Annotated in this window: 22 protein-coding genes, 16 tRNA genes and 1 rRNA gene (1 of these 39 only partly in view); 36 read left to right on the forward strand and 3 right to left on the reverse strand. The window is 51.8% G+C overall.

The features are described 5' to 3' along the window. The 17 genes from L1F29_RS05760 to L1F29_RS05840 form a co-directional block, all read left to right on the forward strand. Nucleotides 1-1,496 (forward strand): 23S ribosomal RNA (locus tag L1F29_RS05760); it begins 1,436 nt to the left of the window's first position. A 137-nt stretch (nt 1,497-1,633) separates the two neighbouring features. Next, nucleotides 1,634-1,709 (forward strand) — tRNA-Asn (locus tag L1F29_RS05765). Between the two features lie 3 nt (nt 1,710-1,712). Then, nucleotides 1,713-1,803: transfer RNA gene (locus L1F29_RS05770), tRNA-Ser, on the forward strand. A gap of 5 nt (nt 1,804-1,808) precedes the next feature. Then, nucleotides 1,809-1,883, forward strand: a tRNA-Glu gene (locus L1F29_RS05775). Nucleotides 1,884-1,955: 72 nt separating this feature from the next. Further along, a tRNA-Val gene (locus L1F29_RS05780) sits at nt 1,956-2,031 on the forward strand. A gap of 14 nt (nt 2,032-2,045) precedes the next feature. After that, nucleotides 2,046-2,122, forward strand: a tRNA-Met gene (locus tag L1F29_RS05785). 37 nt (nt 2,123-2,159) lie between these two features. After that, nucleotides 2,160-2,236, forward strand: a tRNA-Asp gene (locus L1F29_RS05790). A gap of 15 nt (nt 2,237-2,251) precedes the next feature. Beyond that, nucleotides 2,252-2,327, forward strand: a tRNA-Phe gene (locus tag L1F29_RS05795). Nucleotides 2,328-2,343: 16 nt separating this feature from the next. Continuing rightward, nucleotides 2,344-2,419, forward strand: a tRNA-Thr gene (locus L1F29_RS05800). A gap of 5 nt (nt 2,420-2,424) precedes the next feature. Beyond that, nucleotides 2,425-2,510: transfer RNA gene (locus L1F29_RS05805), tRNA-Tyr, on the forward strand. A gap of 6 nt (nt 2,511-2,516) precedes the next feature. Continuing rightward, a tRNA-Trp gene (locus L1F29_RS05810) sits at nt 2,517-2,590 on the forward strand. Nucleotides 2,591-2,604: 14 nt separating this feature from the next. After that, nucleotides 2,605-2,680: transfer RNA gene (locus L1F29_RS05815), tRNA-His, on the forward strand. Between the two features lie 8 nt (nt 2,681-2,688). After that, nucleotides 2,689-2,763 (forward strand) — tRNA-Gln (locus tag L1F29_RS05820). 7 nt (nt 2,764-2,770) lie between these two features. Then, nucleotides 2,771-2,845 (forward strand) — tRNA-Gly (locus L1F29_RS05825). Nucleotides 2,846-2,853: 8 nt separating this feature from the next. Next, nucleotides 2,854-2,927: transfer RNA gene (locus tag L1F29_RS05830), tRNA-Cys, on the forward strand. Nucleotides 2,928-2,938: 11 nt separating this feature from the next. Continuing rightward, nucleotides 2,939-3,015 (forward strand) — tRNA-Arg (locus tag L1F29_RS05835). A 53-nt stretch (nt 3,016-3,068) separates the two neighbouring features. Next, nucleotides 3,069-3,150 (forward strand) — tRNA-Leu (locus L1F29_RS05840). 203 nt (nt 3,151-3,353) lie between these two features. On the opposite strand, the gene L1F29_RS05845 is transcribed toward L1F29_RS05840, so the two are convergent. Beyond that, nucleotides 3,354-3,743, reverse strand: coding sequence for a nucleoside deaminase (locus tag L1F29_RS05845; protein ID WP_258387404.1), 390 nt, complete (start codon nt 3,741-3,743; stop codon nt 3,354-3,356). A gap of 281 nt (nt 3,744-4,024) precedes the next feature. On the opposite strand from L1F29_RS05845, the gene L1F29_RS05850 reads away from it, so the two are divergent. Further along, nucleotides 4,025-5,212, forward strand: a complete 1,188-nt coding sequence (locus tag L1F29_RS05850; protein ID WP_258387405.1) for an MFS transporter — start codon at nt 4,025-4,027, stop codon at nt 5,210-5,212. A 46-nt stretch (nt 5,213-5,258) separates the two neighbouring features. Here the strand turns inward: L1F29_RS05850 and L1F29_RS05855 are convergent, their stop codons facing one another. Continuing rightward, nucleotides 5,259-6,140, reverse strand: a complete 882-nt coding sequence (locus tag L1F29_RS05855; RefSeq protein ID WP_258387406.1) for a LysR family transcriptional regulator — start codon at nt 6,138-6,140, stop codon at nt 5,259-5,261. A gap of 208 nt (nt 6,141-6,348) precedes the next feature. Here L1F29_RS05855 and L1F29_RS05860 point away from each other — a divergent pair, with 208 nt between their 5' ends. The 15 genes from L1F29_RS05860 (at nt 6,349) to L1F29_RS05930 (ending at nt 20,638) form a co-directional block, all read left to right on the forward strand. After that, complete coding sequence (locus tag L1F29_RS05860) at nt 6,349-7,047, forward strand: GntR family transcriptional regulator (protein ID WP_258387407.1); 699 nt, start codon at nt 6,349-6,351, stop codon at nt 7,045-7,047. 266 nt (nt 7,048-7,313) lie between these two features. Further along, nucleotides 7,314-8,483 (forward strand): M20 family metallopeptidase, encoded by a 1,170-nt coding sequence (locus tag L1F29_RS05865; RefSeq protein ID WP_258387408.1) that lies wholly within the window; start codon nt 7,314-7,316, stop codon nt 8,481-8,483. Nucleotides 8,484-8,690: 207 nt separating this feature from the next. Further along, nucleotides 8,691-9,773, forward strand: a complete 1,083-nt coding sequence (locus L1F29_RS05870) for an aminotransferase class V-fold PLP-dependent enzyme (RefSeq protein WP_258387409.1) — start codon at nt 8,691-8,693, stop codon at nt 9,771-9,773. 24 nt (nt 9,774-9,797) lie between these two features. Further along, nucleotides 9,798-10,793, forward strand: a complete 996-nt coding sequence (locus L1F29_RS05875; protein WP_258387410.1) for a Gfo/Idh/MocA family protein — start codon at nt 9,798-9,800, stop codon at nt 10,791-10,793. A 69-nt stretch (nt 10,794-10,862) separates the two neighbouring features. Further along, the gene (locus L1F29_RS05880; RefSeq protein ID WP_258387411.1) at nt 10,863-11,972 is read left to right on the forward strand and encodes an alanine racemase; all 1,110 of its coding nucleotides are present in this window, start codon (nt 10,863-10,865) and stop codon (nt 11,970-11,972) included. Nucleotides 11,973-12,038: 66 nt separating this feature from the next. Continuing rightward, nucleotides 12,039-12,425, forward strand: coding sequence for a RidA family protein (locus L1F29_RS05885; RefSeq protein ID WP_258387412.1), 387 nt, complete (start codon nt 12,039-12,041; stop codon nt 12,423-12,425). A gap of 28 nt (nt 12,426-12,453) precedes the next feature. Further along, complete coding sequence (locus tag L1F29_RS05890) at nt 12,454-13,767, forward strand: M20 family metallopeptidase (protein WP_258387413.1); 1,314 nt, start codon at nt 12,454-12,456, stop codon at nt 13,765-13,767. A gap of 5 nt (nt 13,768-13,772) precedes the next feature. Further along, nucleotides 13,773-15,254, forward strand: coding sequence for a M81 family metallopeptidase (locus L1F29_RS05895; protein WP_258387414.1), 1,482 nt, complete (start codon nt 13,773-13,775; stop codon nt 15,252-15,254). Nucleotides 15,255-15,374: 120 nt separating this feature from the next. Beyond that, nucleotides 15,375-16,133 carry an SDR family NAD(P)-dependent oxidoreductase gene (locus L1F29_RS05900; RefSeq protein ID WP_258387415.1) on the forward strand — a complete coding sequence of 253 codons (759 nt, stop codon included), beginning with the start codon at nt 15,375-15,377 and terminating at the stop codon, nt 16,131-16,133. A gap of 348 nt (nt 16,134-16,481) precedes the next feature. After that, nucleotides 16,482-16,772, forward strand: coding sequence for a LiaF transmembrane domain-containing protein (locus L1F29_RS05905; protein ID WP_258387416.1), 291 nt, complete (start codon nt 16,482-16,484; stop codon nt 16,770-16,772). Nucleotides 16,773-16,813: 41 nt separating this feature from the next. Continuing rightward, entirely contained in the window at nt 16,814-17,506 is a 693-nt protein-coding gene (locus tag L1F29_RS05910) for a PspA/IM30 family protein (protein ID WP_258387417.1), read from the forward strand. Further along, entirely contained in the window at nt 17,503-17,991 is a 489-nt protein-coding gene (locus tag L1F29_RS05915; protein WP_258387418.1) for a PspC domain-containing protein, read from the forward strand. Before L1F29_RS05910 ends, L1F29_RS05915 begins: the two co-directional genes overlap by 4 nt. Before the next feature lie 2 nt (nt 17,992-17,993). Next, a complete protein-coding gene (locus L1F29_RS05920) occupies nt 17,994-18,680 on the forward strand; it encodes a PspA/IM30 family protein (RefSeq protein ID WP_258387419.1) in 687 nt (228 codons plus the stop codon). A 139-nt stretch (nt 18,681-18,819) separates the two neighbouring features. Then, the gene (locus L1F29_RS05925; protein ID WP_258387420.1) at nt 18,820-20,004 is read left to right on the forward strand and encodes a sensor histidine kinase; all 1,185 of its coding nucleotides are present in this window, start codon (nt 18,820-18,822) and stop codon (nt 20,002-20,004) included. Further along, nucleotides 19,979-20,638 carry a response regulator transcription factor gene (locus L1F29_RS05930; RefSeq protein WP_258387421.1) on the forward strand — a complete coding sequence of 220 codons (660 nt, stop codon included), beginning with the start codon at nt 19,979-19,981 and terminating at the stop codon, nt 20,636-20,638. The genes L1F29_RS05925 and L1F29_RS05930 overlap by 26 nt, the downstream gene beginning before the upstream one ends. Nucleotides 20,639-20,696: 58 nt before the next feature. Here L1F29_RS05930 and mobB read toward each other — a convergent pair whose 3' ends face one another. Further along, on the reverse strand, nt 20,697-21,287 hold the full coding sequence (mobB, locus tag L1F29_RS05935) for a molybdopterin-guanine dinucleotide biosynthesis protein B (RefSeq protein WP_258387422.1): 591 nt from the start codon (nt 21,285-21,287) through the stop codon (nt 20,697-20,699). A gap of 121 nt (nt 21,288-21,408) precedes the next feature. On the opposite strand from mobB, the gene L1F29_RS05940 reads away from it, so the two are divergent. The 3 genes from L1F29_RS05940 to L1F29_RS05950 all read left to right on the forward strand — a co-directional run bounded on the left by L1F29_RS05940 (nt 21,409) and on the right by L1F29_RS05950 (nt 26,411). After that, complete coding sequence (locus tag L1F29_RS05940) at nt 21,409-23,235, forward strand: sensor histidine kinase (protein WP_258387423.1); 1,827 nt, start codon at nt 21,409-21,411, stop codon at nt 23,233-23,235. Further along, nucleotides 23,228-24,745: a response regulator transcription factor gene (locus L1F29_RS05945; protein ID WP_258387424.1), complete on the forward strand. Its 1,518-nt coding sequence runs from the start codon at nt 23,228-23,230 to the stop codon at nt 24,743-24,745. The genes L1F29_RS05940 and L1F29_RS05945 overlap by 8 nt, the downstream gene beginning before the upstream one ends. Before the next feature lie 175 nt (nt 24,746-24,920). Beyond that, nucleotides 24,921-26,411 carry an ABC transporter substrate-binding protein gene (locus L1F29_RS05950; RefSeq protein WP_258387425.1) on the forward strand — a complete coding sequence of 497 codons (1,491 nt, stop codon included), beginning with the start codon at nt 24,921-24,923 and terminating at the stop codon, nt 26,409-26,411. Nucleotides 26,412-26,519: the final 108 nt, after the last annotated feature.

A 26,519-nucleotide genomic window follows, 5' to 3' on the forward strand; every position in this document is an offset into this window, starting at 1 on the left:
GAAATTCCTGTACCACCGTAAACCGTTATGAGCAATGGGGTGACGCAGAAGGATAGTGACGCGGACTGATGGAATAGTCCGTCCAAGCAGCAAGGCTGATGGGTTGGCAAATCCGCCCATCGATAAGGCTGAGCTGTGACGGGGAGGGAAAATTATAGTACCGAAGGTCATGAGTTCCCGCTGCCAAGAAAAGCCTCTAGCCAGGTGAAGGTGCCCGTACCGCAAACCGACACAGGTAGGCGAGCAGAGCATGCTAAGGCGCGCGGAAGAACTCTCGTTAAGGAACTCGGCAAAATGACCCCGTAACTTCGGGAGAAGGGGTGCCTCGGTAGGGTGAATAGCCCGAGGGGGCCGCAGTGAAAAGGCCCAAGCGACTGTTTAGCAAAAACACAGGTCTGTGCGAAGCCGTAAGGCGAAGTATACGGGCTGACGCCTGCCCGGTGCTGGAAGGTTAAGGGGAGCGGTTAGGGGTAACCCGAAGCTGTGAACCGAAGCCCCAGTAAACGGCGGCCGTAACTATAACGGTCCTAAGGTAGCGAAATTCCTTGTCAGGTAAATTCTGACCCGCACGAATGGCGTAACGACTTGGGCGCTGTCTCAACGAGAGATCCGGTGAAATTTTAATACCTGTGAAGATGCAGGTTACCCGCGACAAGACGGAAAGACCCCATGGAGCTTTACTGCAGCTTGATATTGGACTTTGGTACGATCTGTACAGGATAGGTGGGAGCCTAGGAAGCCGGAGCGCCAGCTTCGGTGGAGGCACCGTTGGGATACCACCCTGATCGTATCGGAGTTCTAACCTGCCACCCTGAATCGGGTGGAGGGACCGTGTCAGGCGGGCAGTTTGACTGGGGCGGTCGCCTCCTAAAAAGTAACGGAGGCGCCCAAAGGTTCCCTCAGAATGGTTGGAAATCATTCGTAGCGTGCAAAGGCATAAGGGAGCTTGACTGCGAGACCTACAAGTCGAGCAGGGACGAAAGTCGGGCTTAGTGATCCGGTGGTACCGCATGGAAGGGCCATCGCTCAACGGATAAAAGCTACCCTGGGGATAACAGGCTTATCTCCCCCAAGAGTCCACATCGACGGGGAGGTTTGGCACCTCGATGTCGGCTCATCGCATCCTGGGGCTGAAGTAGGTCCCAAGGGTTGGGCTGTTCGCCCATTAAAGCGGTACGCGAGCTGGGTTCAGAACGTCGTGAGACAGTTCGGTCCCTATCTGTCGTGGGCGTAGGAAATTTGAGAGGAGCTGTCCTTAGTACGAGAGGACCGGGATGGACGTACCGCTGGTGTACCAGTTGTTCCGCCAGGAGCACCGCTGGGTAGCTATGTACGGACGGGATAAGCGCTGAAAGCATCTAAGCGCGAAGCCCCCCTCAAGATGAGATTTCCCAATTTAGTAAGACCCCTGGAAGACGACCAGGTTGATAGGTTCGGGGTGGAAGTGTAGTAATGCATGCAGCTGACGAATACTAATCGGTCGAGGGCTTATCCTAAAAATACCCCAAAAAGTGACGAACGGCTTCGAAGCTGATTCCGAGTACTTTGCGGGGACCCCAGATAAAAATCAGCTAAAGAGTTGCGCAAACTCGTATCCAGTTTTCAGGGTGTAACCAACACCTGAATAAAATATTCCCTGATAGCTCAGTTGGTAGAGCACTCGACTGTTAATCGAGTTGTCACAGGTTCGAGTCCTGTTCGGGGAGCCATCTGGAGAGCTGTCCGAGTGGTCGAAGGAGCACGATTGGAAATCGTGTATACGTTAACCGCGTATCGAGGGTTCGAATCCCTCGCTCTCCGCCAGATATGGCCCGTTGGTCAAGGGGTTAAGACACCTCCCTTTCACGGAGGTAACAGGGGTTCGAATCCCCTACGGGTCACCAATTTTTTTCTAAAAAAACACTTGCAATAACGATGGATACTGAGTTATACTATAACTTGTCTGTCGCTAATACGGAGGCTTAGCTCAGCTGGGAGAGCATCTGCCTTACAAGCAGAGGGTCGGCGGTTCGATCCCGTCAGCCTCCACCATAGATTCAATATGACGCGGGGTGGAGCAGCCCGGTAGCTCGTCGGGCTCATAACCCGAAGGCCGCAGGTTCAAATCCTGCCCCCGCAACCAACTTTACCTTCGGAATGTTTCCGAGAACTTATAATGTGGAGCCGTGGTGTAGAGGCCTAACATGCCTGCCTGTCACGCAGGAGACCGCGGGTTCGAATCCCGTCGGCTCCGCCATTATAACCCAAACAAGGCTCGGTAGCTCAGTCGGTAGAGCAGAGGACTGAAAATCCTCGTGTCGGCGGTTCGATTCCGTCCCGAGCCACCATCATTCAATTGAATATGCCGTTGTAGCTCAATTGGTAGAGCAACTGACTTGTAATCAGTAGGTTGGGGGTTCAAGTCCTCTCGACGGCACCATCCATGGAGGATTAGCGAAGTGGCCAAACGCAGCAGACTGTAAATCTGTTCTCTGACGAGTTCGGTGGTTCGAATCCATCATCCTCCACCAGTTTTTAGGGGCATAGTTTAAAGGTAGAACAGCGGTCTCCAAAACCGTTAGTGTGGGTTCAATTCCTGCTGCCCCTGCCAAGTATCTAAATATGGCGGTCGTGGCGAAGTGGTTAACGCATCGGATTGTGATTCCGACATTCGGGGGTTCAATTCCCCTCGATCGCCCCATTAATTGTTGGGGATTAGCCAAGCGGTAAGGCAACGGACTTTGACTCCGTCATTCCCAGGTTCGATCCCTGGATCCCCAGCCATTTATATGCGGAAGTGGCTCAGCGGTAGAGCATCGCCTTGCCAAGGCGAGGGTCGCGGGTTCGATTCCCGTCTTCCGCTCCATATGATGTGGCGCCATAGCCAAGTGGTAAGGCAGAGCTCTGCAAAAGCTTTACCCCCAGTTCGAGTCTGGGTGGCGCCTCCACAAATTTTTTAGTGCCCTTAGCTCAGCTGGATAGAGCATTTGACTTCGAATCAAAAGGTCAGGAGTTCGAATCTCTTAGGGCACGCCAGCATTTATCGATTCTGTTATAGGACGGATCGGTTCAAACATAAGATTTACTTTGCCGGTGTGGCGGAATGGCAGACGCGCGCGACTCAAAATCGTGAGGGAAACCGTGGAGGTTCGAGTCCTCTCACCGGCACCACTAATTTCGAACATTTTAACACCGATTGGACAGCGTCCAATCGGTGTTTTTGCGTTTATTAAACGAAACATATACATTTGGTCGTACAGGGACTCTGGTTCCAATGAACAATTTCAACTATCGCTTGCCTCAACGGAATATTTACGCGAAGGGTTATAGACCTGCGAGCATACGATTGGATTTTACATAAAAAAAATGGACACTTAGCTATCCGTAGACTCCAACCGTACCATCTCAACCGCGCGTTCTAAGAGTCGGCGATATACGTTTTCTATGCTGTCGCTGCCGCGATTCGCATAATAAATGGATTCGATCTTTGCATAAGTAATCGCGCTTAAACACATTGGACATGGCTCGGTGCTTGCATAGATCACACAACCTGATAAATCGGACGTATTCAAATGTTGGCACGCTTTGCGGACCGCTAATGTTTCCGCATGAGCTGTAGGATCGTTGGAAAGGTACTCTTCGTTCACGCCTATACTGATAATTTCCCCATTCTTAACGATAACCGCTCCATGCGGCCCGCCATATTGGCGTGGATTATCGTTGGCTAATTGTACCGCTTTGCGAATGAAATCGAGATGAGACAAAATCATACCTCCATTTCGATATTAAGGTTCATCCGAGCAACTATCTTTAGATTTACGCCGGAATACCTTTATTTGGGATAAATTGCGATTATAACACTTAGGATAGCACAGTTAGATTCATACAGGAATAACCATCATGTATATTAAAAAAATTCAAATCATCAATGATTTTCATATTTTTCACGGGGACGGACACATGCTAACATAGACAAGATACAGTAAATAGGAGATAGAGATGTGGTTTCCTATTTCTCATTATCTTGTCTAAGAGGAGATCATAGATGCTATCCAAGTCAGCGTTTCCATTATTGCTGCTGAACATGTTTCTCGCAAATCTAAGCATGGGTCTTGTCATTCCGATATTGCCCGAGCTTCTCAAGGAATATGAGGCAGGCGGTCAAGCGGCGGGATATTTGGTATCCTGCTTCGGTCTGACACAGTTTCTATTCTCGCCCCTTGCAGGTAATTGGTCAGATCGATACGGCCGTAAACCGATGTTTATCATTGGTTTGTTCTTGTTCGCGCTCTCCAATTTAATGGCGGCATTAGCAGGCGACTTAACGTTATTATTCGTCTCGCGGTTAATCAGCGGAATGGGCTCAGCCGCCTTGATTCCAGCCATTATCGCCTATGTAGCCGATATAACAACGGATGATCAGCGAAGTAAAGCTATGTCCTGGTTAGGGGCGTCGATGACATCGGGCTTCATTATCGGGCCGGGTGCCGGGGGATTGCTTGCAGAGCTGGGCATCAAGGCGCCGTTCTATGCATCCGCATTGGTCGGGATACTGGCTATGATCTGCAGCCTGTGGATGCTGCCTGAATCGCTGTCACTGGAAGTACGCCAGTTGCGTCAGCAAGCGTTGGAGAAGAAGGATAATATTTTTCGTCAAATCGCGCTTTCCGTTCAATCTCGCTATTTCATCCTGCTGCTTATTGTTTTCGCGCTCACGTTCGGTCTTACGCATTTTGAAGCGATTTTTCCACTCTTCGTCGTACAGAGCTACGGATTCACTACGCGTGAAATCGCCATTTTGCTTACCATATGTTCGTTAATCGGCACGTTTAACCAAATTGTGCTGACCAATCGGATCACGCAACGATTCGGGGAGAAACGGATTGTTGGCGCAATGCTTTTGTTATCGGCTGTATCGCTGGTGTTCTTGCTATTCTCGGGAAATTTCTATTATGTCATGTTTGTAACGATGCTTTTCTTTACGTTCGGTAATATATTGCGTCCAACGATTAATACCCTGCTGTCCAAGGAAGCTGGAGAGGAACAAGGATTCGTAGCAGGGATGAATAATGCCTATACGAGCCTCGGCACGATATTCGGACCGATGCTGGCAGGTATTCTATACGATATCCATATCGGCTTGCCCTATACGTTCGGTGCATTCGTGCTGCTTGTGAGCGGCTTTGTGGCGATGAGGGGATTGAAAAGAAAATCGTCATCCGCAGCTTTTTAGAGGATTATTCATACCACGCCATTATGCAGGCATGATGGTATTGCAACTACAGTGCTTCCTTATGCAATAAATCAACAAAATTTTGAGCCGCCTGGGATAAGCGGTGATCCTTCAGCCATATTAATCCAACCGGAGCAGACATCTCAGTTGGATGAGATATTTTGTATGCGTGTATCGCAAATCCTTTGTATCGTTTAAGCAGTGTTTCCGGAACGATTGATGCGCAAAAATCGGTGGAGATTAAATCCATCAATAGCGAAATGTCGGAACATTCGCCAATAATGTTGGGATGCAGATGGAATCGAGAAAATGCTTCCAGAATCAAATAATGCACGCCTAATCCCGGAGTGCTTGGCAATAGAAGCCGTTGGTTTTGAATATCCGCAAGCGATACTTCATAATTGAGCGGATGCTGTTTGTTGGACGTAATGAAGTAGAACGGTTCGGTATACAGGTGAAGCACAGTGAAGTCATCCAGCACAAGGGGCAGTCGAATAATCGCCAGTTCGACTGCCCGGTCTTTCACTAATTGACAAAGACGGGCGGACTCATTTTGCTGAATTTTATAGGTCACCTTAGGGTATTGCCTTTGAAAATGATGAAGAACTTCGGGCAGCTCTGCAAACGAAAACGTATTTACGCCTATCGTAAGTCTACCGTTCACCCCGTTACCAACTTCCTTCACTTCCATTCTGGCCTCTTCCATTAACCGATCCATTTGCAAAGCATATCGATATAAAGCTTTTCCTGCCTCAGTTACTTCAAAATACCTTCCGCTTCTTTCCACTAATGCTGTATCGAGTTCCTCTTCCATTGCTTTCAATTGTTGGCTTAATGGCGGTTGAGAGAGATGAAGTCTTTTTGCAGCTGCCGAAATGTTTCTTTCCTCCACGATCGCAATAAAATATCGCAGTTGCCTGATGTCCAACGTCGCATACACTCCTCTTCCATATATGAAAAACCTAAGCAAATCATTTTTTATATATTATTTTGTTTAGTTATCTTCATGTTAGCATAACTGTATAAAAGGAAAAAGGAAGCGAGGCGATGTTGACACTTACATGTATTTCTATATATAATAAAATTTAATTATATATAAAAATCGGAATTTGACTACAAAATAAGGGTGAATGACCATGCTTAGCTCCATAGATGTAAAGACTGCAGATAAGCACAGCTTAAGTACGACAATCGTATCGCTTATTAAACAAAAGATTATTGCAGGCGAGCTGAATCCTGGGGATAGAATTGTAGAGACGCGGCTGGCACGGGAGCTTGAAATCAGCCAGACTCCGATCCGCGAAGCGATCCGCCAGCTGGCCGGCGAAGGTGTCGTTACCATTGTTCCTAATAAAGGACCGCTTGTGCGAACATTCAGCGCGGCGGATATTTTTGAAATCTATTCGTACCGCGCCGTCTTGGAAGGGATGGCGATCCGGCTTGCGGTTCAGAATGCTTCTATTAATGACATTCGGCATTTGGAGCAGTTTTATGAAGAAATGAAGAAGAAGCTGCTGGATGACTCCATTCCGTCCTTACAGCAGGATTCGGGATATATTCACCACTACATCTTTAAATTGTCCAAACATTCGGTGCTGCTAAACATGTTTGAATACATTTCCTTCCGTATTCAGCTGGTCAATCGAATTGTCGGCAAGAAATTCAGCAAGGAGAGAGAGGTTTCGGAGCATTGGGAGCTGATCGATGCGCTGAAACAAGGAGATCCGGACCGGGCCGAGCAGGTGATGAGGGAGCATATCCATCGTTCTTATCGGGAATTCGTCGATATTGGTATGTTTGACCGCACGGACCTTGCCCAGAATGAATGGATTTAATGAATTTTACCGCTATATAAGAAGAGCTGTCCCATAGTAGAGCATCTACTTGAAGGACAGCTCTTTTTTAGATGGATGGGCGAGACTGACTGCCGGTACAGCACGATCAGAAAAGTGGTTTTTATTGACGCATAATCATTAATTATATATAATTTAATAAATATCTATATTATATAATGGAATTTGATTTCGATAAGGCAATCCGACTGTAGTTACTGGGCCGGGAATAATTCTGAATTATTTTTTCGAATGATGGAGGAATGTCAATGACCGAACAAGACGGCAAGCATCCCGCGCTGAAAATTTTGGAGGATCTTGTCTCTATTCAAAGCGTCAATCCGCATTACGGAAATGGAGCATGCGGGGAGGGCGAGGTTGCCGATTATATCGAGCGGCGCTTTCAGGGAACGAATGTGCGGGTTACAAGGCAGCCAGTATTTCCCGGCAGGGATAATCTTCTTATCGAATTAAGGACCGGGCATCCGGAGTCTACTCTCCTGTTCGAAACGCATATGGACACGGTCTCCATCGGCTCGATGGCGGATGCGGTAACGCCCATCTACCGGGGGGATCGTCTCTATGCCCGCGGCGCCTGCGATGCAAAGGGCTCGTTAGCCGGTATGATCTGGGCAATCGAGGAATGTGCCAAGCACCCGGAACGGTTAATGTCGGACATTGTTCTCTGCGCAGCTGTCGACGAAGAGCATGAATACCGGGGGCTGCGCGTATTTATGGATCGAAACATGCCTGTAGCCGGCGCAGTTGTCGGCGAACCGACCGAGCTGGGAATCGTAGTGGCGCATAAGGGCTGCGCCAGATTTGCAGTAGAGACATTGGGTAAAGCCGCACACAGCTCTATGCCCGAGGAGGGCGACAGTGCGGTGTATCAGATGGTGCACGTTCTCCAGTTTATCAAGCATGTGATGGAGCCGGAGTTAGCTAAGCAACGTCACCCCTTATGCGGTTCGCCTACGATTGTGGCGGGCACGATTGCCGGAGGTACGCAGGTCAATATCGTACCGGAACACTGCTCTATTGAATTGGACCGGCGCATCATTCCCGGCGAACTGCCGGAGGATGCGATTGCAGATTTTGAACGGAGGCTGCAAGAATATATCGATTCGGAAGGCTTGCACGTGAATATTTCGTTCCGGGAGCTGCTGCTGGATTGGGCGCTGGAGACGCCGCAGGATTCAGAGATCGTTGCACATGCACAGAAGGTGGCACAGGCGCTGGAGCTTCGGACTGATTTACTGGGCGTCACGTATGGAAGCGATGCAAGCAAGCTGCAGCGTAAAGGCATCCCTACGATTGTCTATGGTCCGGGATCGATCGCCCAGGCCCATTCCAAGGAGGAATGGGTATCGGTGCATGAGGTCGAGAGGGCTGCACAATTTTATTATCAATTGGCTCTTAGCTTTCATCTGCCGCGGTGATGACTGAGCAATGACAAGGGACGACTTAAGCGGCTCTGAAATCGCAATGACTCCGGGCGGGGACGGTCAATAATGGCGGCTGCATGTAAAAAGATGTTTTAAACTCATTGCGCCTATTGATTATGTAAGCGCTGCATATTATGGAAGACGGAAGAAGGGATTAATCTGATTATCGAGTCATTACTGCCCAAGCAAGCCTTTCATGGATTGGATAGCTGCACATGGCTGTATAACGGTGCAGAGACGCCCCCTCTGGCCGGTGCAGTCGAAGCGCTCCAAGAATATATGCGAAATCGCGAGGGCGGGCCTCTAGGCCGTGAAAGAAACAGCGAGGTTGAGCAATCGCTAAGGGAGAATATCGCCCGGCTTATTAATGGCAGCGCGAAGGATGTCGCTCTCGTATCGAATGCCTCTGAAGCGATTACGTTGATTGTGCAGGCACTGCGCCTGCAAGCTGGCGATAATGTCATCATCAATACGCTTGAGTTTCCATCCGGCGTGCTCCCATATCTGCTGCTGAGGGAGCATGGTGTTGAGGTACGACTGGTGGAGCATACCGACTGGACAGTTTCCGTTGACGATATGATGGCTATGGTCGACGAGCGCACGAAGCTGGTGATGGCCAGCCATGTTAGCTTTGTAAGCGGTGCCCGCCTGGACTATCAAGAACTGCATAGAAGACTGCTGCGAACGAATGCGCTGCTTTTGCTGGATGTCACGCAGTCGCTTGGCGCTGTGCCGGTGGATCTGCAGGCTGCGGATATCGTCGTGTGCAGCTCCTATAAATGGCTCATGTCGATTCATGGGCTGGGGCTGCTCGCGCTTAATCCGGCACGTACCGAACGATTATTACCGGGATCTGCCGGCTGGCGCGGTGTGACGGAGCTGTTCTATCCGGAGCGCTTCAGCTCCTTCGAATATTATCCGGACGCCCGCAGGTTTGAGCTTGGTTATCCCAATTATGCGGCCATTTATACGATGGAGTATTCGACGGGTTTGCTGCTGAAAACGGGAATAGATCAGGTCGAGCGGCATATTGTGCAGCTGGGCGGCTATTTGATTGAACGGCTGCTGGAGTCCGGTCGCAGTGTCATGACGCCTGTCGAAGAGAAGAATCGGGCGGGCAACATTAGCTTTGTATGTGAGAATGGCGAAGAAACGGCGAACAGACTGCTGCAGGAGCATAATATTTACTTGTGGGGGGGGGACGGCCGCATACGGGCATCGGTTCATCTTTTCAACGATTCCAACGATATCGACAGCTTGATTGCCGTTCTTAGCCGCTCTTAAGAAAGGATAGGGAGGTGACCGGAAGTGACGAAAGTGAAGGTTGCCGTGATCGGTCTGGGCAGTTGGGGAGAATGCCATGTGGAAGCTTATCGCTCCATTCCCGGCGTTGACGTTGTGGCCATATGCGATACGAGACCGCAGCAGTTGATGCAAGTAGGAGAACGCTTCGGAATCGAAGGCCGATACACCGATAGCATGGAACTGCTGCAGCGGCGCGATATCGATTTAGTAAGCGTTGTCACCTTTGAAGAGAATCACTTGGCATCAACCCTCGAAGCTCTGCGGTCCGGTATGCATGTACTTGTGGAAAAGCCGGTATCGACGAAGCTGCAGGAAGCCAAGGCGATGCTGGAAGCGGCTGACCGGCATCAACGGCATGTCGTGCCCGGGCACTTGCTCCGGTTCGATCCCCGATATGCGGAGATTTACCAGGGCATTCAATCCGGAAAAATCGGCAAGCCGAAAAGTATGTATTTCAAGAGAGCCCGGACCAAGGGCATGTTCGAGATTTATAACCGCACTCATACCGCATATCTATCGACGGTGCATGACCTGGACCTGGCGATCTGGTACGCATCCAGCCGGGTGAAATCCGTCAAAGCCGTCGGCAATTGGGTTACGGGGGCGGATTCCCCCGATATTCTGTGGGCGCTTCTTCAATTTGAGAGCGGGGCGGCCGCATGCTTTAACAGCAATTGGATGACGCCCGATCAAGCCGGAATCGTCATGAACGATTCCGTTGAGGTCATTGGCACGGAAGGAACGGCTCAATTCGACAACCGGGGTAGCGGGCTCGAGCTTTGGGACCGGAACGGGAGACTGACACCGGATATAAACATCCATCGCGTGATGAACGGGAGCGCGGCCGGAGCACTGCGGGATCAGCTCCATTATCTATGCGAATGTATCGGCAGGGGAGCGGATCCTGTGTACACGTCGTTCCAGGATGCCGTACATGGCATTGAAGTGGCTAACGCGATCGTACAATCTGCCGCAACGGGCAAGGAAATCATGCTATAAGGTTCGTCCGTTTATTTAGGCTGTAATGATAATGATCATACTTACTTCACAAGGGGAGAAGGGATTGGCATGGGAGAGCTGCATTCGACAGCTTATACAGAGCTGGACACACCTGTTATCATCATCGATCTGGACGTGCTGGACCGCAATTTGCAAAAAACCGCAGGGTTGGCGCGGGATGCGAACGTAAAGCTGCGCCCGCATTTCAAAACACATAAGAGCGTTTGGATCGCCAAGGAGCAGTTCCGATACGGCGCCTGCGGCTTGACGGTGGCGAAGCTGGGCGAAGCGGAGGTGCTTGTCGATGCGGGCATCGACGATCTTCTTGTCGCCTACCCGATCGTGGGGCGGGCTAAGCTGGCCCGTCTCGCGAAGCTGTTGGAACGCGCCCGCATTATCGTCGGTATCGATAATTTGCCCTGCGCCGAGGGACTGTCGGAGCTTGGTCAGTCGTTGAACAAGCGGATCGAAATCTATGTAGACGTCAATACCGGCTTGAACCGATGCGGTCAGGAGCCGGGGGAAGAGAGCGCCGAGCTGGTGAAGAATATTGCCAAGCTGCCCGGCGTGGAAGTGATCGGCCTGATGACGCACGGCGGTTACGCTTACGGCGTGAAAACGGTGGAAGGCTTAAGAGCGGCCGCCAAACAGGAAGCAGAGGGACTTCTTCTGACCAAACGTCTCCTGGCTGACGCCGGCATCGAAATCCGCGAAATTAGCGTTGGCTCCACGCCGACTTCCAAGTTTATCGGGGAGCTGGAGGGCGTGACCGAGATTCGGCCGGGCGCCTATGTATTCGGCGATATAAGCCAGCTGGCCATCGGTGTCATTACGCCGGAAGAATGTGCGATGCATGTGCTTACGACGGTGGTGAGCGCCCCTCGGAAGGGAACGATCATTATCGATGCCGGCTCCAAGACATTGTCGGGCGACGCAAGCTCTCATTGGCCCGGCTTCGGCATCATGAAAGACAATCGGGAGGTATATGCCGAGCGGCTGAGCGAGGAGCATGCGAATGTCCGCATACCGGACAATCTCGCTTTCCAAGTGGGAGACCGGATCATGCTGCTTCCCAACCACTGCTGCGCCGTGACGAACCTGCATGACCGTCTGCAGGGCGTGCGCGGAGATCGGGCGGAGCGTATGATTACCGTCGATGCCAGAGGACAAATCCGTTAATGAGCGAGTGTTGTACCGTTGCCGATGAAAATTATTTTAATCTTATTTGAAGGGTGAGGATCTTCCATGTCTAAAGCAATCCAAGTCGATCAAGCGCCGCAATTTCCGCTTCCGTTCTCTCATGCAATCCGTTCGGGGGATTTCGTATATGTGTCCGGTCAAGTAGGCGTCGATCCGTCCACCGGGCAAGTCGTAGGGGAATCCATTGAAGAACAGACGAAGCAGTGTCTGCGAAACATCGCGATTATTTTGAAAGCGGAAGGATTGACGCTTGACCATGTTGTCAAGGTGAACGCATACGTACGTGCGGACAGCTTCCCGGGCTATAACGCCGCATACCGGGAATCGTTCAACGAGCCGTTCCCCGCGAGAACGAGCGTACCGTGCGACCTTGGCGCGTATTTAGTCGAGATCGACGTCGTAGCTTACAGCAAGTCGGTAAGAGGCAACTAAATACGCTGAGGCTGGGAGGAAGGGAAGCATGGATCGAGAGAAGCTGACCGGCATGATCAAGCGATGGGTGGCCGATCATCGGGAGGAAGCGGAGCAGCTTGTTTCGCAGCTGGTGCGCATCCCCAGCGTGAATCATCCGCCTGACGGGAACGAAGCGGAGTATCAACGTTTTTTTGCGGAGTGGATGGCTGGCGAAGGCGCGGAGGTGGAGAGTTACGAGCTGAGCGAGGTAGCGGGGCTGACCGAGCATCCGGCCTACATGAATACGCGCAATTATGAAGGCAGGCCGAACGTTGTCGGACGATTCTTCGGCGGTGCGGGAAAATCGCTTATGTTCTCGGGGCATGCAGACGTCGTGTACGAAGGTACGGAAACCTGGACGCATCCGCCATTCTCGGGAGCGGTAGAAGACGGCAAGCTGTATGGGCGCGGCTCCTATGATATGAAAGGCGGAATGGCGGCGGCCTTGATGGCCGTCAAATGCCTCAAGGAGCTGGGCGTTGCCGTGAAAGGCGACGTCTACGTGGAAAGCGTCGTCGATGAGGAGCACGGCGGCGCAAACGGAACGTTAGCCGGACGGCTGCACGGGCCTCACGCCGATATGGCGATTATCCCGGAGCCTTCCAACTTGGTCCTGTATCCGGCTCATCTCGGCGGCGGAATTTGGAAGGCGACCTTCGAAGGCAAGAGCGGAATCGGCTTCGCCGGCGAAGAGCTGGTCAGCGCGCTGGAAGCGACGGTTGAATTTGCTAACATGCTGCTTGCCTTTAATAACGAGCGTAAAGAGAAGCTTGAAGCACCGCACTGGTGGAAGGGACGGAGGCTTGCCGAAGCTTCGCTTCTTACGATCTATTCCGGCGACCACACGAGGGAGATTCAGGAGAAGACGCCGGCTTCGGGCGAGCTGAACTTCTGGATCGAAGGCTACCCCGGCATGACGGGCGAAAGCATCATGGAGGAGCTGCACGAGTACCTCGCAGCGCACGAGAGCCGCTACCCGCGGCTGAAGCAATGTCCGCCGCAAATCCGTCCGCTCATCCGCTACTTGAGCGCCAGCGAGATGAAGCTGGATGAGAAGGGAAAGTCGTTCTTGCATGCGGTTATGAATGGCGGCGCGAATGTACTCGAGCGGCCGCTTGCTCCCCCGCAAGGGTCGCCTTTCGCATGCGATGGTTTCATGTTTAATCTGTACAGCGATACGCCGGCATTGATACTTGGACCGAGCGGCGGGAATGCGCATACAGCCGATGAGTTTCTGGATCTGAAGGGCTATGAGCAGCTCATCCGCTGGTATGCGGAAATTATCGTGGATTGGTGCGGCATTGAAGATGCGAAGGGATGAAGGCGATGGAGAGCGGGAAAAAGATGAGAATAGCGGTAGCCGGCATTCTGCATGAGACGAATTCCTTCGCGCCCGGGACGACAGGCACGGATGACTTTCGCGATAAGGAATGGGCTTCGGATCGTGAAATCTTTCATAATTACTATGAGCACACACGAACGTCAATGGGCGGGGTTATCCATGCGGTACGCGATTCTGGAGCGGAGCTCGCATGCGGGGTGTATACGGCTGCGACACCAAGCGGAATAGTAACGGCTGAAGCGGCGGAATTCATGATGGACGCGCTTGTCGCTTCTTTGGATCCTGCGGCGGACGGCATCGTGCTGATCCTGCATGGTGCGATGGTGGCCGAAGGTTACCCCGATATGGAGGGAGAGATCCTGCGGCGTGTCCGAAGCGCGGTCGGACCGTCTAAGCCGATTGCGATGACGCTTGACCTGCACGCGAATGTAAGCGCCGAAATGGTCGAATATGCCGATGTGATCGTAGGTTACGATACTTACCCGCATGTGGACATGTATGAACGGGCCGTTGAAGCGGTCGGGCTCTTGATCCGGACGATCCGCAAGGAAATCAATCCGGTACGGGCGTTGGCGCATCCAAGGATGCTGGTCGTACCGCAGGTAATGGTGACCGAGACGGAAGGGCCGTTCCGGGAGCTGATGGATCTGGCATTCGCAATTGAACAGGATGCCCGCGTATTGAATGTCACCGTTATTGGCGGATTTCCATACAGCGATGTGCCCGATGCCGGAATAGCGTTCATTGTGACGACGGACGGAGACCGGGAACTCGCGGGCAATTATGCGGAAGCGCTCCGTGCGGCCGCTTGGGAGCGGCGGGAGCGTCTGGTGCTGAATGATATTCAGCCAGCCAAAGCGGTACGTCTTGCGTTCGCCGAAGAGGAGGGCCCCGTTATCCTGGTGGAAGGGTCCGACAATGTGGGCGGCGGCAGTCCGGCCGATGCTACGCATGTGTTGAAGCGCTTGATCCATGCACCGAAGAAGAGCCTTATTGTCATACGCGACGAGGAAGCGGCCGCCCTGGCGCACGAATTAGGCGTAGGCGCGCAGTTCGCCGCGCCAATAGGCGGCAAATCGGATAGGCTGCATGGTGACCCCGTGTTCGTCAGCGGTAAGATCAGACTCTTATCTGACGGGAAATATACGCATATGGGCGCTTATATGACAGGCCAGCGCGCGGATATGGGATTGACGGCCGTCGTCGAAGCGGGCCATCTGACCGTCGTGCTGACCGAGAAGCGGACGGCTCCTTGGGATCCGGGCCATGTCGTATCGCTTGGCATTAGAGCCGAGACCTATCATGTGATCGTCGTCAAAGCGGCGATTGCTTGGCGGACATCGTTCGGCTCGATCTGCAAACGGATTATTCCCGTCGATTCGCCGGGCTGTACCGGTTCGAGCATAACGGACTTCGCCTACGAGAAGGTGAGAAGACCGATATATCCTCTCGATGCCACCGTTTAATCAAGGAGCCGACAAGGTGCGATAGCTGCTTCTAACGAATCGAAATTCCATATGGAGTACGGACGCAGCCTTTGTACGGTCATTATCGATCATTAGCGTATCTACAGGAGGTTCATAAGTATGCGGCTGAAGGATAAAGTGGCGTTGATTACCGGGGGCTCGTTAGGTATCGGGCTGGCCGTCGCGGACCGGTTTGCCCGTGAAGGGGCGACCGTTATCATTTCCGGACGCGGGCAGCAGGCGCTGGACGAAGCGAAGGCCAGTATTGCGGGGCAAGGCGGGCATATTCAAACGATGAATGTTGATGTACAATATAAGCAGCAGGTTGATCAAATGATCGATAAGGTCATCGCCGAGTATGGCAGAATCGATATCGTTGTCAATAATGCAGGCATCTGCAGTCCGGCACCATTCCTGGAGATTACGGAAGAGGAATGGGAGCGGCATATGGCCATCAATTTGAAAGGCACCTTCCTCGTATCGCAGCGTGCCGCTCAAGAGATGGTCAAAGCGGGCACCGGCGGAACGTTCGTTCATATGTCGAGCGTCAATGGACTTGCCGGAGAGGCGGATCAGGCCCATTACAATTCGAGCAAGGGAGGAATGAACCTCCTCGCGATGTCGATGGCCGTGGAGCTGGCCCGTTACGGGATCCGGGTCAATTCGCTCTGCCCCGGCTTTATCGCAACGCGCTTGACCCAACCGCTCATCGATCAGCCCGAAGCCATTGAAGCTTATTTGAAGACGATTCCGATGGGACGGGTCGGGCAACCGGAGGAAATTGCAGACGCCGCGCTGTTTCTGGCTTGTGACGAATCCAGGTATATCACCGGTCATTGTCTGGTCGTCGACGGCGGTCAGCTGATCAAGCTATCATAAGGTGGATTTCACTTCCGCTCGCGTTAATATGATTTCCATTATGTCTGCGGTCATGCGCACAATAAGGTTCGGACTAAGGTGAGCCATAATCCATAACGAAGGTCTCCTCTATCAAGAGGGGGCCTTCAATGGTTTGCGGAAAGGGGGCAAAAACACGGGAAAACCGCCGTCAGTCCGGGGGTGGGCCGCATACTAGACCGAGGTCTAGGTGCCAAAACCGTCGCGGGTCCGTTTTGAAAGCCGCTGAAAAGACCTACAATAAGTACATAAGCAAGAGATCAACAACTTGCAGCACGGCAGGTTCGGCAAACGGATATGAAGAAGAAACGGAAAGGCGGTGACTTAACTATGAACGGTAAATCGGCTCTTGGTGCATTGCTAGTCGTTCTAGGCGGTTTGATGGTGTTGAAATTCCTGGGAGTCAGCTTCGGCTGGATCATCGGATTGTTGATGCCCTTCATCCTCATCGGTCTCGGTGTGGTTGGGCTGAAGAACAACAGCAAGGTAATTGGCGGCATTATGATTGTAATTGGCGCGTTTATGCTTCTCCCGAAGGTGGCTGGAATTATAACGCTGCTGGTTGCGATCGGCGTGATCGTATGGGGAGTATCCATGTTCAAACGCGAGAAGCGTGTCTAATATACACATAGGTAAGCAGATTAGGTGAAGGAGGATATGCCATGAGTATTATTCGTCGGGTCCGCGATATTACGGTCGCAACGTTAAACGAGCGGCTGGAAAAAGCGGAAGATCCCGTGAAGCTGATCGATCAATTCTTATGGTCAACGAGAGAAGATATAATCGGAGCTGAGCGCCTGTATCAGCAGTACTCCGCCCATGGTAATAATTTAAAGTCGCAATGGCTGCAGGCTGAGCAGTTGAAAGAAAAGCGGGAGCAGCAAGCAATGACGGCACTCAAAGCCGGTGAAGAGCATATGGCGCGAATCGCCCTGCACGAAAAGGCAGCCAGCGAGGAGAGGTCAGCGCAATATCGCGATCTCTATGAACAAACGCGGCAAAACGTCGTTGAACTCGAAGAGCATCTGCGCGAACTGCGCAGCGAGTATCAAGCGGTTTACGATAAGCGTGAATACTATGCGGCCCGTATGGAGTCGCTCCGGCTGCAGCAGCGCATGAACGCCAGATATGCGAATAACGGCATCGGCACGGAAGCCAATCAGCCGGCGGGAATGTTCCGCCGCCTGGAAGACCGGATCAGCGATATGGAGCTCGAAGCGAAGAGCTTAAGAGACATTCGCCGCAGCGGTCAAGAATTTCTAGCCGAAGCGGGAGCAACCGTACAATCGGCGATTGAACGCGAAATGGAACAGCTCAAACGTAAACTTCAACAGGAAGGATGGAAAACGCCATGAAGAAACTGTATCGGTCGCGCCGCGACAAGAAATTGTTTGGCCTCTGCGGCGGCGTCGCAGAAATGCTGAATGTCGACGCGACGCTGCTGCGGATTCTTCTGATCGTCTTGACCGTCTTCACTAGCGGAGCTATGATTCTTGTCTATATCTTGGCCGGACTTGTCGTACCGAAGGAACCGCCGACTTATAACGGTTTTGGACCGGGCGGATATGGCGGATACAATAACGGCGGTTATAACGGAGGATTTGGAACGCCTCCTCATGGCGGGCAAGGGTATGGTGGTCCTTACACCAATACGCCGCCGCAGCCGGGTCCTACGGGAAGCTTTACCAACTGGCAGAACGCGCAAGGACAGGGCCAGGCTCATGGGCAATCGGCTTCGAACCTGGATTCGATGATGGATGATCTGGAGAAGAAGGCACTGCGCAAGGAAATTGAAGAACTTCGTGCGAAACTATCTAAGCTTGAGAAGGGAGACGTTTAACTATGAATATTTTCAAACGAATGAAAGATATGACGAAAGCTTCTGTGCATGAAATGCTCGATAAGATGGAAGATCCGGTGGTAATGCTGAACCAATATCTTCGCGATATGGAGGGCGAAATTCATACCGCGGAAGTAACGGTTGCCAAGCAAATGGCCAACGAGCGCCGGATGAAGCAGCGACTGGAAGAGACGGTTCGCAGCGCCGCCGATCGCGAAGCGAAAGCGGAAACGGCGATCCGTTCCGGTCAAGAAGAGCTTGCCCGCAAGCTGCTTGAAGAGAAGATTTACTTCGACCAGAAGGTTGCGGAGTATACGGAGCTTCACAGTCAAGCACAAGCGCAAGCTGAAGAGCTGATGCAGCAGCTGCACGGGATGAAGGACGAGTTCTACCAGCTGCGCAACAAGCGCAACGATCTGGCTGCTCGCGCCCAGATGGCCAAAGCGAAGAAGCAGATGGCGCAGGTAACCTCGGTTCATTCCATCGAGAGCGGCAAGGCTTCGCGAGGCTTCGGCCGGATGGAAGAGAAGATCATGCAGTTGGAAGCTGAAGCGGATGTCATGCGTACTCCTTACACATCCTATAACAAGCCAGCCTCGATCGGATCGGTTGACCCATCGAAGCAGCTGCAAGTGGAAGAGCAACTGCAAGCTTTGAAGGCAAAGCTGAACCCTCCAGCAGCAGAGTAACAAGAAACGAAACGGTCCAGCAAAAGGCCGAGGCGGCCTTTCGCCAAACGAATACGTGCACGAAAGCCAGCAGGCGTTTCTAACGCCTGCCTCTGGCTGTTTGTAGACATACATACACAGATGAGAGGGGTGTGCAATAATGTCATATGGATCGTCTTCGGAGCGGGCTTCGGGAGAAGAGGCCAACCTATCGATGCCCGAAGAGGCTTCTGGAACGGACAAGAAGCCGCCTTCAGCGCAAGCCGATAAGCGCGGCGATGACTCTTTGCCCCCTCTGCCGAGTTACCCGTCCGGACAGGGCGGTCCACAGCGCGAGCAAACCAAACGGGGCAATGCGGTAGAAACGGTCATCTGGATGCTCGTCATACTCGGACTGATCGTGCTGGTCATGCAGGGGACAGGCTACTTTAAGCTTTTTGCCCTGCAGAGTAAAGCGGCTGCGTTCGGACTCACTGTTATTGCCGGGGCACTGGTGGTAGCGGCTGCATATAGTTATTTGCAGGGGATTAAGCTGCGTGCCGCAATTAAGCGGCTCACTGAACAGCAGCGGCGGAACAAGCGCGTCACGCTGCCGCCCGCCGAAGGGGAGCTTGAGCTTGAGGGCGATAAGGTGGAAGACGATGTCCGCACGGAGCAGGTCCGGTTCTCCGCCGTGATCGAGGAGCGGCAGCGGCTTGCGCGCGAGCTGCATGATGCGGTAAGCCAGCAGCTATTTGCCATCTCGATGACCGCGACAGCCGTTAGCCGCACGCTGGAGAAGGATTGGGAGCGGGCGAAGCGTCAGGTGCATCTCATCGAAGAGATGGCTTCGGTAGCGCAGTCCGAGATGCGGGCGCTGCTGCTGCATTTGCGGCCGGTGCATTTGGACGGGAAAAACTTAGCTCAAGCATTGCGCAGCCTGGTGGACGAATTGAAACAGAAGGTACCGATGGATATATCGCTTGAAGTGGATGATTCCGTCAAGATCGCCACGGAAGCGGAGGATCATCTGTTCCGCATCGTTCAAGAGGCTTTGTCCAATTCGCTGCGGCATTCCAAGGCTGACCGTTTGGATATTTATTTTCAGCGTCACGGAAACGATGCACGGCTTACGATTCGGGATAATGGCGTCGGCTTTGACTTGGAAGCCAAGAAACAAACCTCATATGGATTGCTTACGATGGATGAGCGCGTGAATGTGCTGGGTGGTACAATGAAATTGATTACATCCCCCGGTCAAGGTGTTATCATTGATATATGGATACCTTTAGTAAGCCATGAAGGGAGGGACTCCGGTACGAATGGAGGCAATGGATCTGATGGAAACAATCGAACAACCTATTAAAGTATTGCTGGTAGATGATCATGAGATGGTTCGGATCGGATTAGCCGCAGTGTTAAATACGGAAGATGGCATCGAGGTCGTTGGAGAAGCGAGCAACGGGATGGAGGGCATCCGGCTTGCCAATGCCTATAAACCGGATGTGGTTCTGATGGACTTGGTGATGGAAGGGATGGACGGCGTCGAAACGACGAAGAAGCTCCTTGAGCTGTATCCGGATTGCAAGGTGATCGTACTGACCAGTTACCTGGACGACAGCAAGATGTATCCGGTCATCGAAGCCGGCGCATTCAGCTATCTGCTCAAAACATCCCGTGCGTCGGAAATCGCCGATGCGATCCGGGCGGCGGCACGCGGACAATCGGTATTGGAATCGCAGGTCGCCATGAAGATGATGAACCGTTTCCGTCAGCCGAAGACGGAGCGCAAGGCCGCGCCTCATGAGCAGTTGACGGAGCGGGAGATGGATGTGCTTATGCTGGTCGCGCGAGGCCTGTCCAACCAGGAAATTGCGGAAGAATTATTCATCGGCATTAAAACCGTCAAGTTTCATGTGACGAATATTTTTGCGAAGCTTGGCGTAGATGACCGTACGCAGGCTGCCATCTACGCACACAAGCATGGGATCGCCGAATAGCGCAATCGTCGCCCCTTATTTTGATGAAGGGGATTATATAGACCCAAGGCCGCTTCCGTTATGACTTCAACGGAGCGGCTTTTCGATGTGTATGCAGACGATGGTTAACGAAATCGGCGAGCCCGTCGATATCATCGATAAGATAATTAGGAAGCTCCTCATCCCCATGAACATCGCTGTTGTCCGAAAGTGCCTGATCGCCGGTTCGATTAAGCACGGCAGCTTGATTGATCTCAGGCCAGACTACCGCGGCTAGGAGAGAATCCAGCTCCTGAAGCAGCTGCCAGTCTTCCTCGAAGCGAATAAGGACAAGCTTAGGATGGCGCTCGTATTTATACCCTTCGACGAGTACAATATCTATATCGTCCATATAACCGAGCAGCTCATCCAGCGTTTGAGGCCGGCTTCGAATGAAGGCGCTGCGCCTCAAGGAACTGATCGCGGTGATATCGGCGCCGGCTTCCTGATGTTTCCAGGTATCGGTATTCGGGGAATCCATCGTAAAGTCATGCGCATCATGTTTGATCGTGCCGACGGAATAGCCGGCTGCTTTGAGGCGTCTCGTCAAAGCGGCCACCAGCGTTGTTTTTCCGCGCTTCTTATACCCGACGATCTGCAATATATAGGGTCCCGCTTCTCTTCTTGTCATTTCGGCGGCTCCTTCTTGTCGCTTCATTATATTCATTAACAGGTATTATATCACAGGTGGTAAGGAAGCACGCTTGTGGTACAATTCGGATGGACGTATCGCAACCTACGGAGGAGCAGCTATGAAATTACGGATGTTATACAGGCACTATTATAAGAACAACATGTTCATGAAACTGTTTCTGCTGTTCGCATGCATTGCGGTCCTGACGATCTTGACGCTGTCCTATTTTCTATACAAGAATATGGCGGAGTCCATAACCCGGAATGAGCTGGCTAAACAGAAGCAATCGATGGAAAGCGTGGATGCGTTCATCAACGAAAAATATGAATCGGTTCAATCGATCGTGAGGGATGTTTACCGAGATCCGTCTTTATCGCAGAACGTGTACTACCTGCTCAAAAACTCCTTTGAGGATTATATCAAATTCCGGCTGGATAAATATTACTCCGACGATGTCAAGAATAGCCTAAGCAACGGATTGGATTATTTCCAGAGAAAAATGGAGCAGGATACCGATATCCAGAACATGCTGGTGTACAGCGCAGAGAAGCAGTATATGTACGTATATACGAAGGATTCGTCTTCACGGCTTATCGAAACGAATGCCGCCCACTCGTATATTCCCGACGTGATGACCATGGAGATGGGAAGCGTAACGGCGCCGAATCCATGGATTCGCAAGGCGATCGGACAGAACAATCCCGAAATTTATTCCATTCGGACGCCCATTACCGATATGAGGACACTAAAGAATATGGGCCAGCTCGTCGTCTACTTTGATTCGGCAGGAATTATGAGAGCGCTTGAAAGATTCGATGAACCGATCAAGGGTTATATCCTGGTTATGACGACGGATGGACAGGTTATCTTCGATTCATCGGGGCGTTATTACGGCGGCCGTTATCCGTATGCGGAAAAAATCCAATCGCTGAACGAAACGGCTATGCTGGAGGAAGAGTCCTACGTCACGACGCTTACGCAGAGCAAAGCGGGCTATATCGTTGTAGGCGTTGCGCCAAAGAGTAAAATCGAGTCTTCTTACCATAATCTCAAGCAAACCATTCTCTTGATCAGCGCCGCCTGCATGCTGGCTGCTATCATTTTGCCCGCTATATTGGTCGTCAATTTGGCCAAGCGGACGAACAACATCATTCGTTTCATGCGCAAGGTGAAGTCAGGCGAAATGACCGCCCGGATACACGATAACCGTGAAGATGAGCTGGGGCAAATTTCGCGCAGCTTCAATGAAATGCTCGATGATCTGGTTCGTTATATCGACCGGGTGTACAAGGCCGAGATCAAACAGAAGCATACGGAGCTGGCTGCGCTGCAAGCGAGAGTCAACCCGCACTTTCTGTATAATACGCTGGAAGTGATCCGGATGCGGGCGATCTCGCAAGGGGCCAGAGATGTCGGGGAAATGATCTACAGCTTGTCCGCCCTGTTCAAAAATTACGTCCGGGTCCGCTCCGTCTACACCTTGCAGGACGAGCTTGAGGCTTGCAGGCTGTATCTGGAGCTGTTCCGGATCCGGTATAAGGACAAGTTCGCTTACGAAATAATATGGGATGAAGCTCTCGCAGACCGGCGGATCATGCGCATGTCGCTGCAGCCGATCATAGAGAATTATATTGTGCATGGCCTCCGTTCGGAGTGGTCGGATAACTTGGTGACGATCCGCGTCACCGAGGAGGACGGCATGCTTCGGCTCGAAGTGCAGGACAATGGCTCGGGTATAACGCAGGAAAAGCTCCAAAGCATCCGCAAAAGCTTTATTCACCCCGATCCGGAGAGCGGATCATTTGGACTAAGCAGCATTCAAGAACGGATCAAATTGATGTATGGCAGTAATGCCGGCATCGATATTCAAAGCACAGATGGAGAAGGGACGACGGTTACCGTCTGGTTTCCTTCCACGGAAGGAGATGAAACCGACGATGTATAACGTCTTTATTGTCGATGACGAGCCGTTTATTATCGAGGGTCTATACGATATTCTCGATTGGGCGGATATTGGACTGACGATTACGGGGCATGCCGAGAATGGGCGCGCGGCTGTGGAAGCTCTGCAAGCCGTGCCGGTCGACATTCTCATCACCGATATTTCGATGCCGGTGATGAACGGCATCGAGCTGATCCGCGAAGCCCGCAAATTTCTACCGGAGCTGAAGGTCATCATTTTGAGCGGCTATAACGATTTCAAATATGTAAAGGAAGGCATTACGCTCGGCGTTGAAAATTATTTGCTCAAACCGATTGATATCGACGAGCTAAGGGAAACCTTAAAAGGGACCGTGCGGAAGATGAATTCCCTGCAGATGCAGCGGGCACTGGCTGAGTTCGACAACCGCATTATCCGCGATAACGTCCTGTACCGGTGGTTAACCTGGCAGATTTCTCCGGGCATCATGATCGAGCGTGCGGAACTGCTGAATATCGATTTATCCAAGCCGTATATGATGGCGGTGCTGGTTCGAACCGATCCGGAAGCAGCCGATGCCGCCGAAGCCGTCGAACGGTTCTTCTCGGACATGCCGGAGGTTATTCCGCTTCATAACGTAGAGGGCGAGCTGATTCTGGTCTGCACGATGAACGATCCGGAACAAGAGAAGCCGATTCTGGAAGAGAAGCTGCTTCGGGCCAGGAGCGCACTACAGACGCCGTCCGCCGTACGAATCTCGATTGGCAGCATCGAGCCTTTGGAAACCGCGGCGATCAGTTATACGAACGCCAAGCGGGCTCAGGAATACTTTTTTCTCTTTCCCGAAAAAGAACTGATGGACTATGGCCATTTGCCGAGCGGAAGAGGAGAGGCCATATCCCGCCTTATGATCGATTGGCCGGAATATGCCAAGTGGATTGTGACCAAGGATAAGGAGCAGCTATTCACGCGGATTGACGAAGACTACGCGCGCTTTCGCAGCATGAATGCCGTCTCGCCGAGTGAAGTGCGTGAAATCACGCTTGAGCTGATTGTACGCTTTAAGATGGAGCTGGAGGAGATCCGGCATACCGACCAGTCCGATATGTTTAAAGCGGGCTATGAGCGGGTTATGAACGCCAATACGATCGACGAGCTTGCTGCTGCCGTCAAAGAAATGGCAGACATGACGATCGACGCCTTGGTCCGGGATGTCAAAAGTCCGGTCATCCAGCAGGTGCTTCATCACATTCATGCCCACTATGCAGAGAGCTTATCATTGAAGGCCTTGGGACTGGAATATAATATCCATCCTGTCTATCTGGGTCAGCTCTTCAATAAGGAAACGAATGAGACGTTCACGGAATACATCAATAAATACCGGATCGAGAAGGCGAAGGAGCTGCTCAAGGACTCGCGGCTTAAGGTGCATGAAATATCGCGGCAGGTGGGTTATTGGGAATCCGGTTATTTCAATAAGCAATTTAAAAAATATGTGGGAGTCTCTCCTACGGATTATAAAGGGCTGCTCTAATTTCAATTGGAGCAGTTTCTTTTCTTTATTTTGTACCTTATAGCTTTAGTTCCTCGTCTATTTGTAAGTGTTTTCTTCAGGTAATCTAAATATAGCCCTTAATGATGGTTCAGTAAGATTAAGAGCACGCATACGAGGCGGGTTTGACTTCGTAAAACATCAAGGAGGATGGACCATGAGACAAAAGAAAAAGATGTTATCCGTTCTGTCGCTGCTGCTAGCCTTTACGCTCGTACTGAGCGCCTGCGGAGGCGGGAAGAACGACGCGGCTAACGACAAAGGAAGCAATGCTTCCGGCGGTAATGGCGGCGCAGAGCCTGTAGAGCTGATCTGGTATACGATTGGCGCTCCTCAAAAGGATACGGACAAAGTTATGGAAGAGGTCAACAAATATACGAAAGAAAAGATCGGCGTTACGGTCAAAATGAAAATGCTCGATTTCGGCGATTATACGCAAAAAATGCAAGTAAACGCCGCATCCGGCGAGCCGATGGACATCCTGTTCACATCGTCGTGGGCATTCGATTATGTTCAGAATGCGCGCAAGGGCGCATTCATGCAGCTTGACGAATTGCTTGAGAAGCATGGACAAGGCATCAAGGAAGTGTTGGATCCTGCCTTCCTGGAAGGATCCAAGGTCGACGGCCATAACTACGGCATTCCGGCCAACAAGGAACTGCCTGCTCAAGAAGTATGGCGTTTCAACAAGAATCTGTTAGATAAGTACAAGCTGGACATTACGAATGTGAACTCGCTGGAAAGCCTGGAGCCGCTGCTCAAGGTAATCAAAGAAAACGAGCCGAATATTACGCCATTTGCTATCAATAAAGATTATGGCCCGCTAATTCCGTACGACTACGTCATTCAAGGTCTTCCGATGGCGGTTCAATTAGGATCGACGGATCTGAAGGTTGTTAACGTTCTTGAATCGCCGGAATTGAAAGCGGCGTTGAAGACGATGCGCAAGTACTATCAAGCGGGTTACGTGTCGCCTGAAGCGGCTACTACCTCATCGACATCAGATTTGCAAACTGCCGGCACTTGGTTCGCGGACCGCGCCTCAACGCAGCCGTTCGCTGACAATCTTTGGTCGCAAAGCTACGGTTATCCGGTCGTATCGACGCCGGCTGATGAACCAACCATCTATAACTGGTCGGTAATGGGCTCCATGCAGGCGATTTCGGCGAACTCGAAACACCCTGAAGAAGCGATGAAATTCCTGAACCTGCTCAATACCGATGTCAAACTGCGCAACATGATCGACTCGGGCATCGAAGGTACGCACTACAAGAAGATTAGTGAAAACGTCATGGAGAACCTGCCTGAATCGAAGAACTACGATATGCCTACATTCGCTCTCGGTAACGTCATGCTGACTTACTTGAATCCGAGCGATCCGGAGAACAAGTGGGAAGAGTTCAAGAAATTCAATGATTCCGGCAAGCCTGCACCATTGCTGGGCTTCAACTTCGACACCTCGAAGGTAACGACAGAGCTGGCATCCGTTCAGAACGTGAAAGCCGAAGTATGGTCGGCTCTGATGACAGGAAGCGTGGATCCGGACCAGTATCTGCCGAAGGCCATTGAGAAGTTCAAAGCGGCTGGATTGGACAAAATCATCGCGGAAGCTCAAAAGCAAGTGGACGCTTGGAAAGCAACGAAGTAATAAGATGAACCGATCGGGCGAATGGCATCATTCGCCTGATCTTAATTAAAGGCAAGTGAAGCGTATGCTTCCGAAGCGAGTTCTCGCCTTGCGGTGACTCCCTTGGGA

Origin of the sequence: Paenibacillus spongiae (genome assembly GCF_024734895.1) — a bacterium.
Lineage (GTDB): Bacteria > Bacillota > Bacilli > Paenibacillales > Paenibacillaceae > Paenibacillus_Z > Paenibacillus_Z spongiae.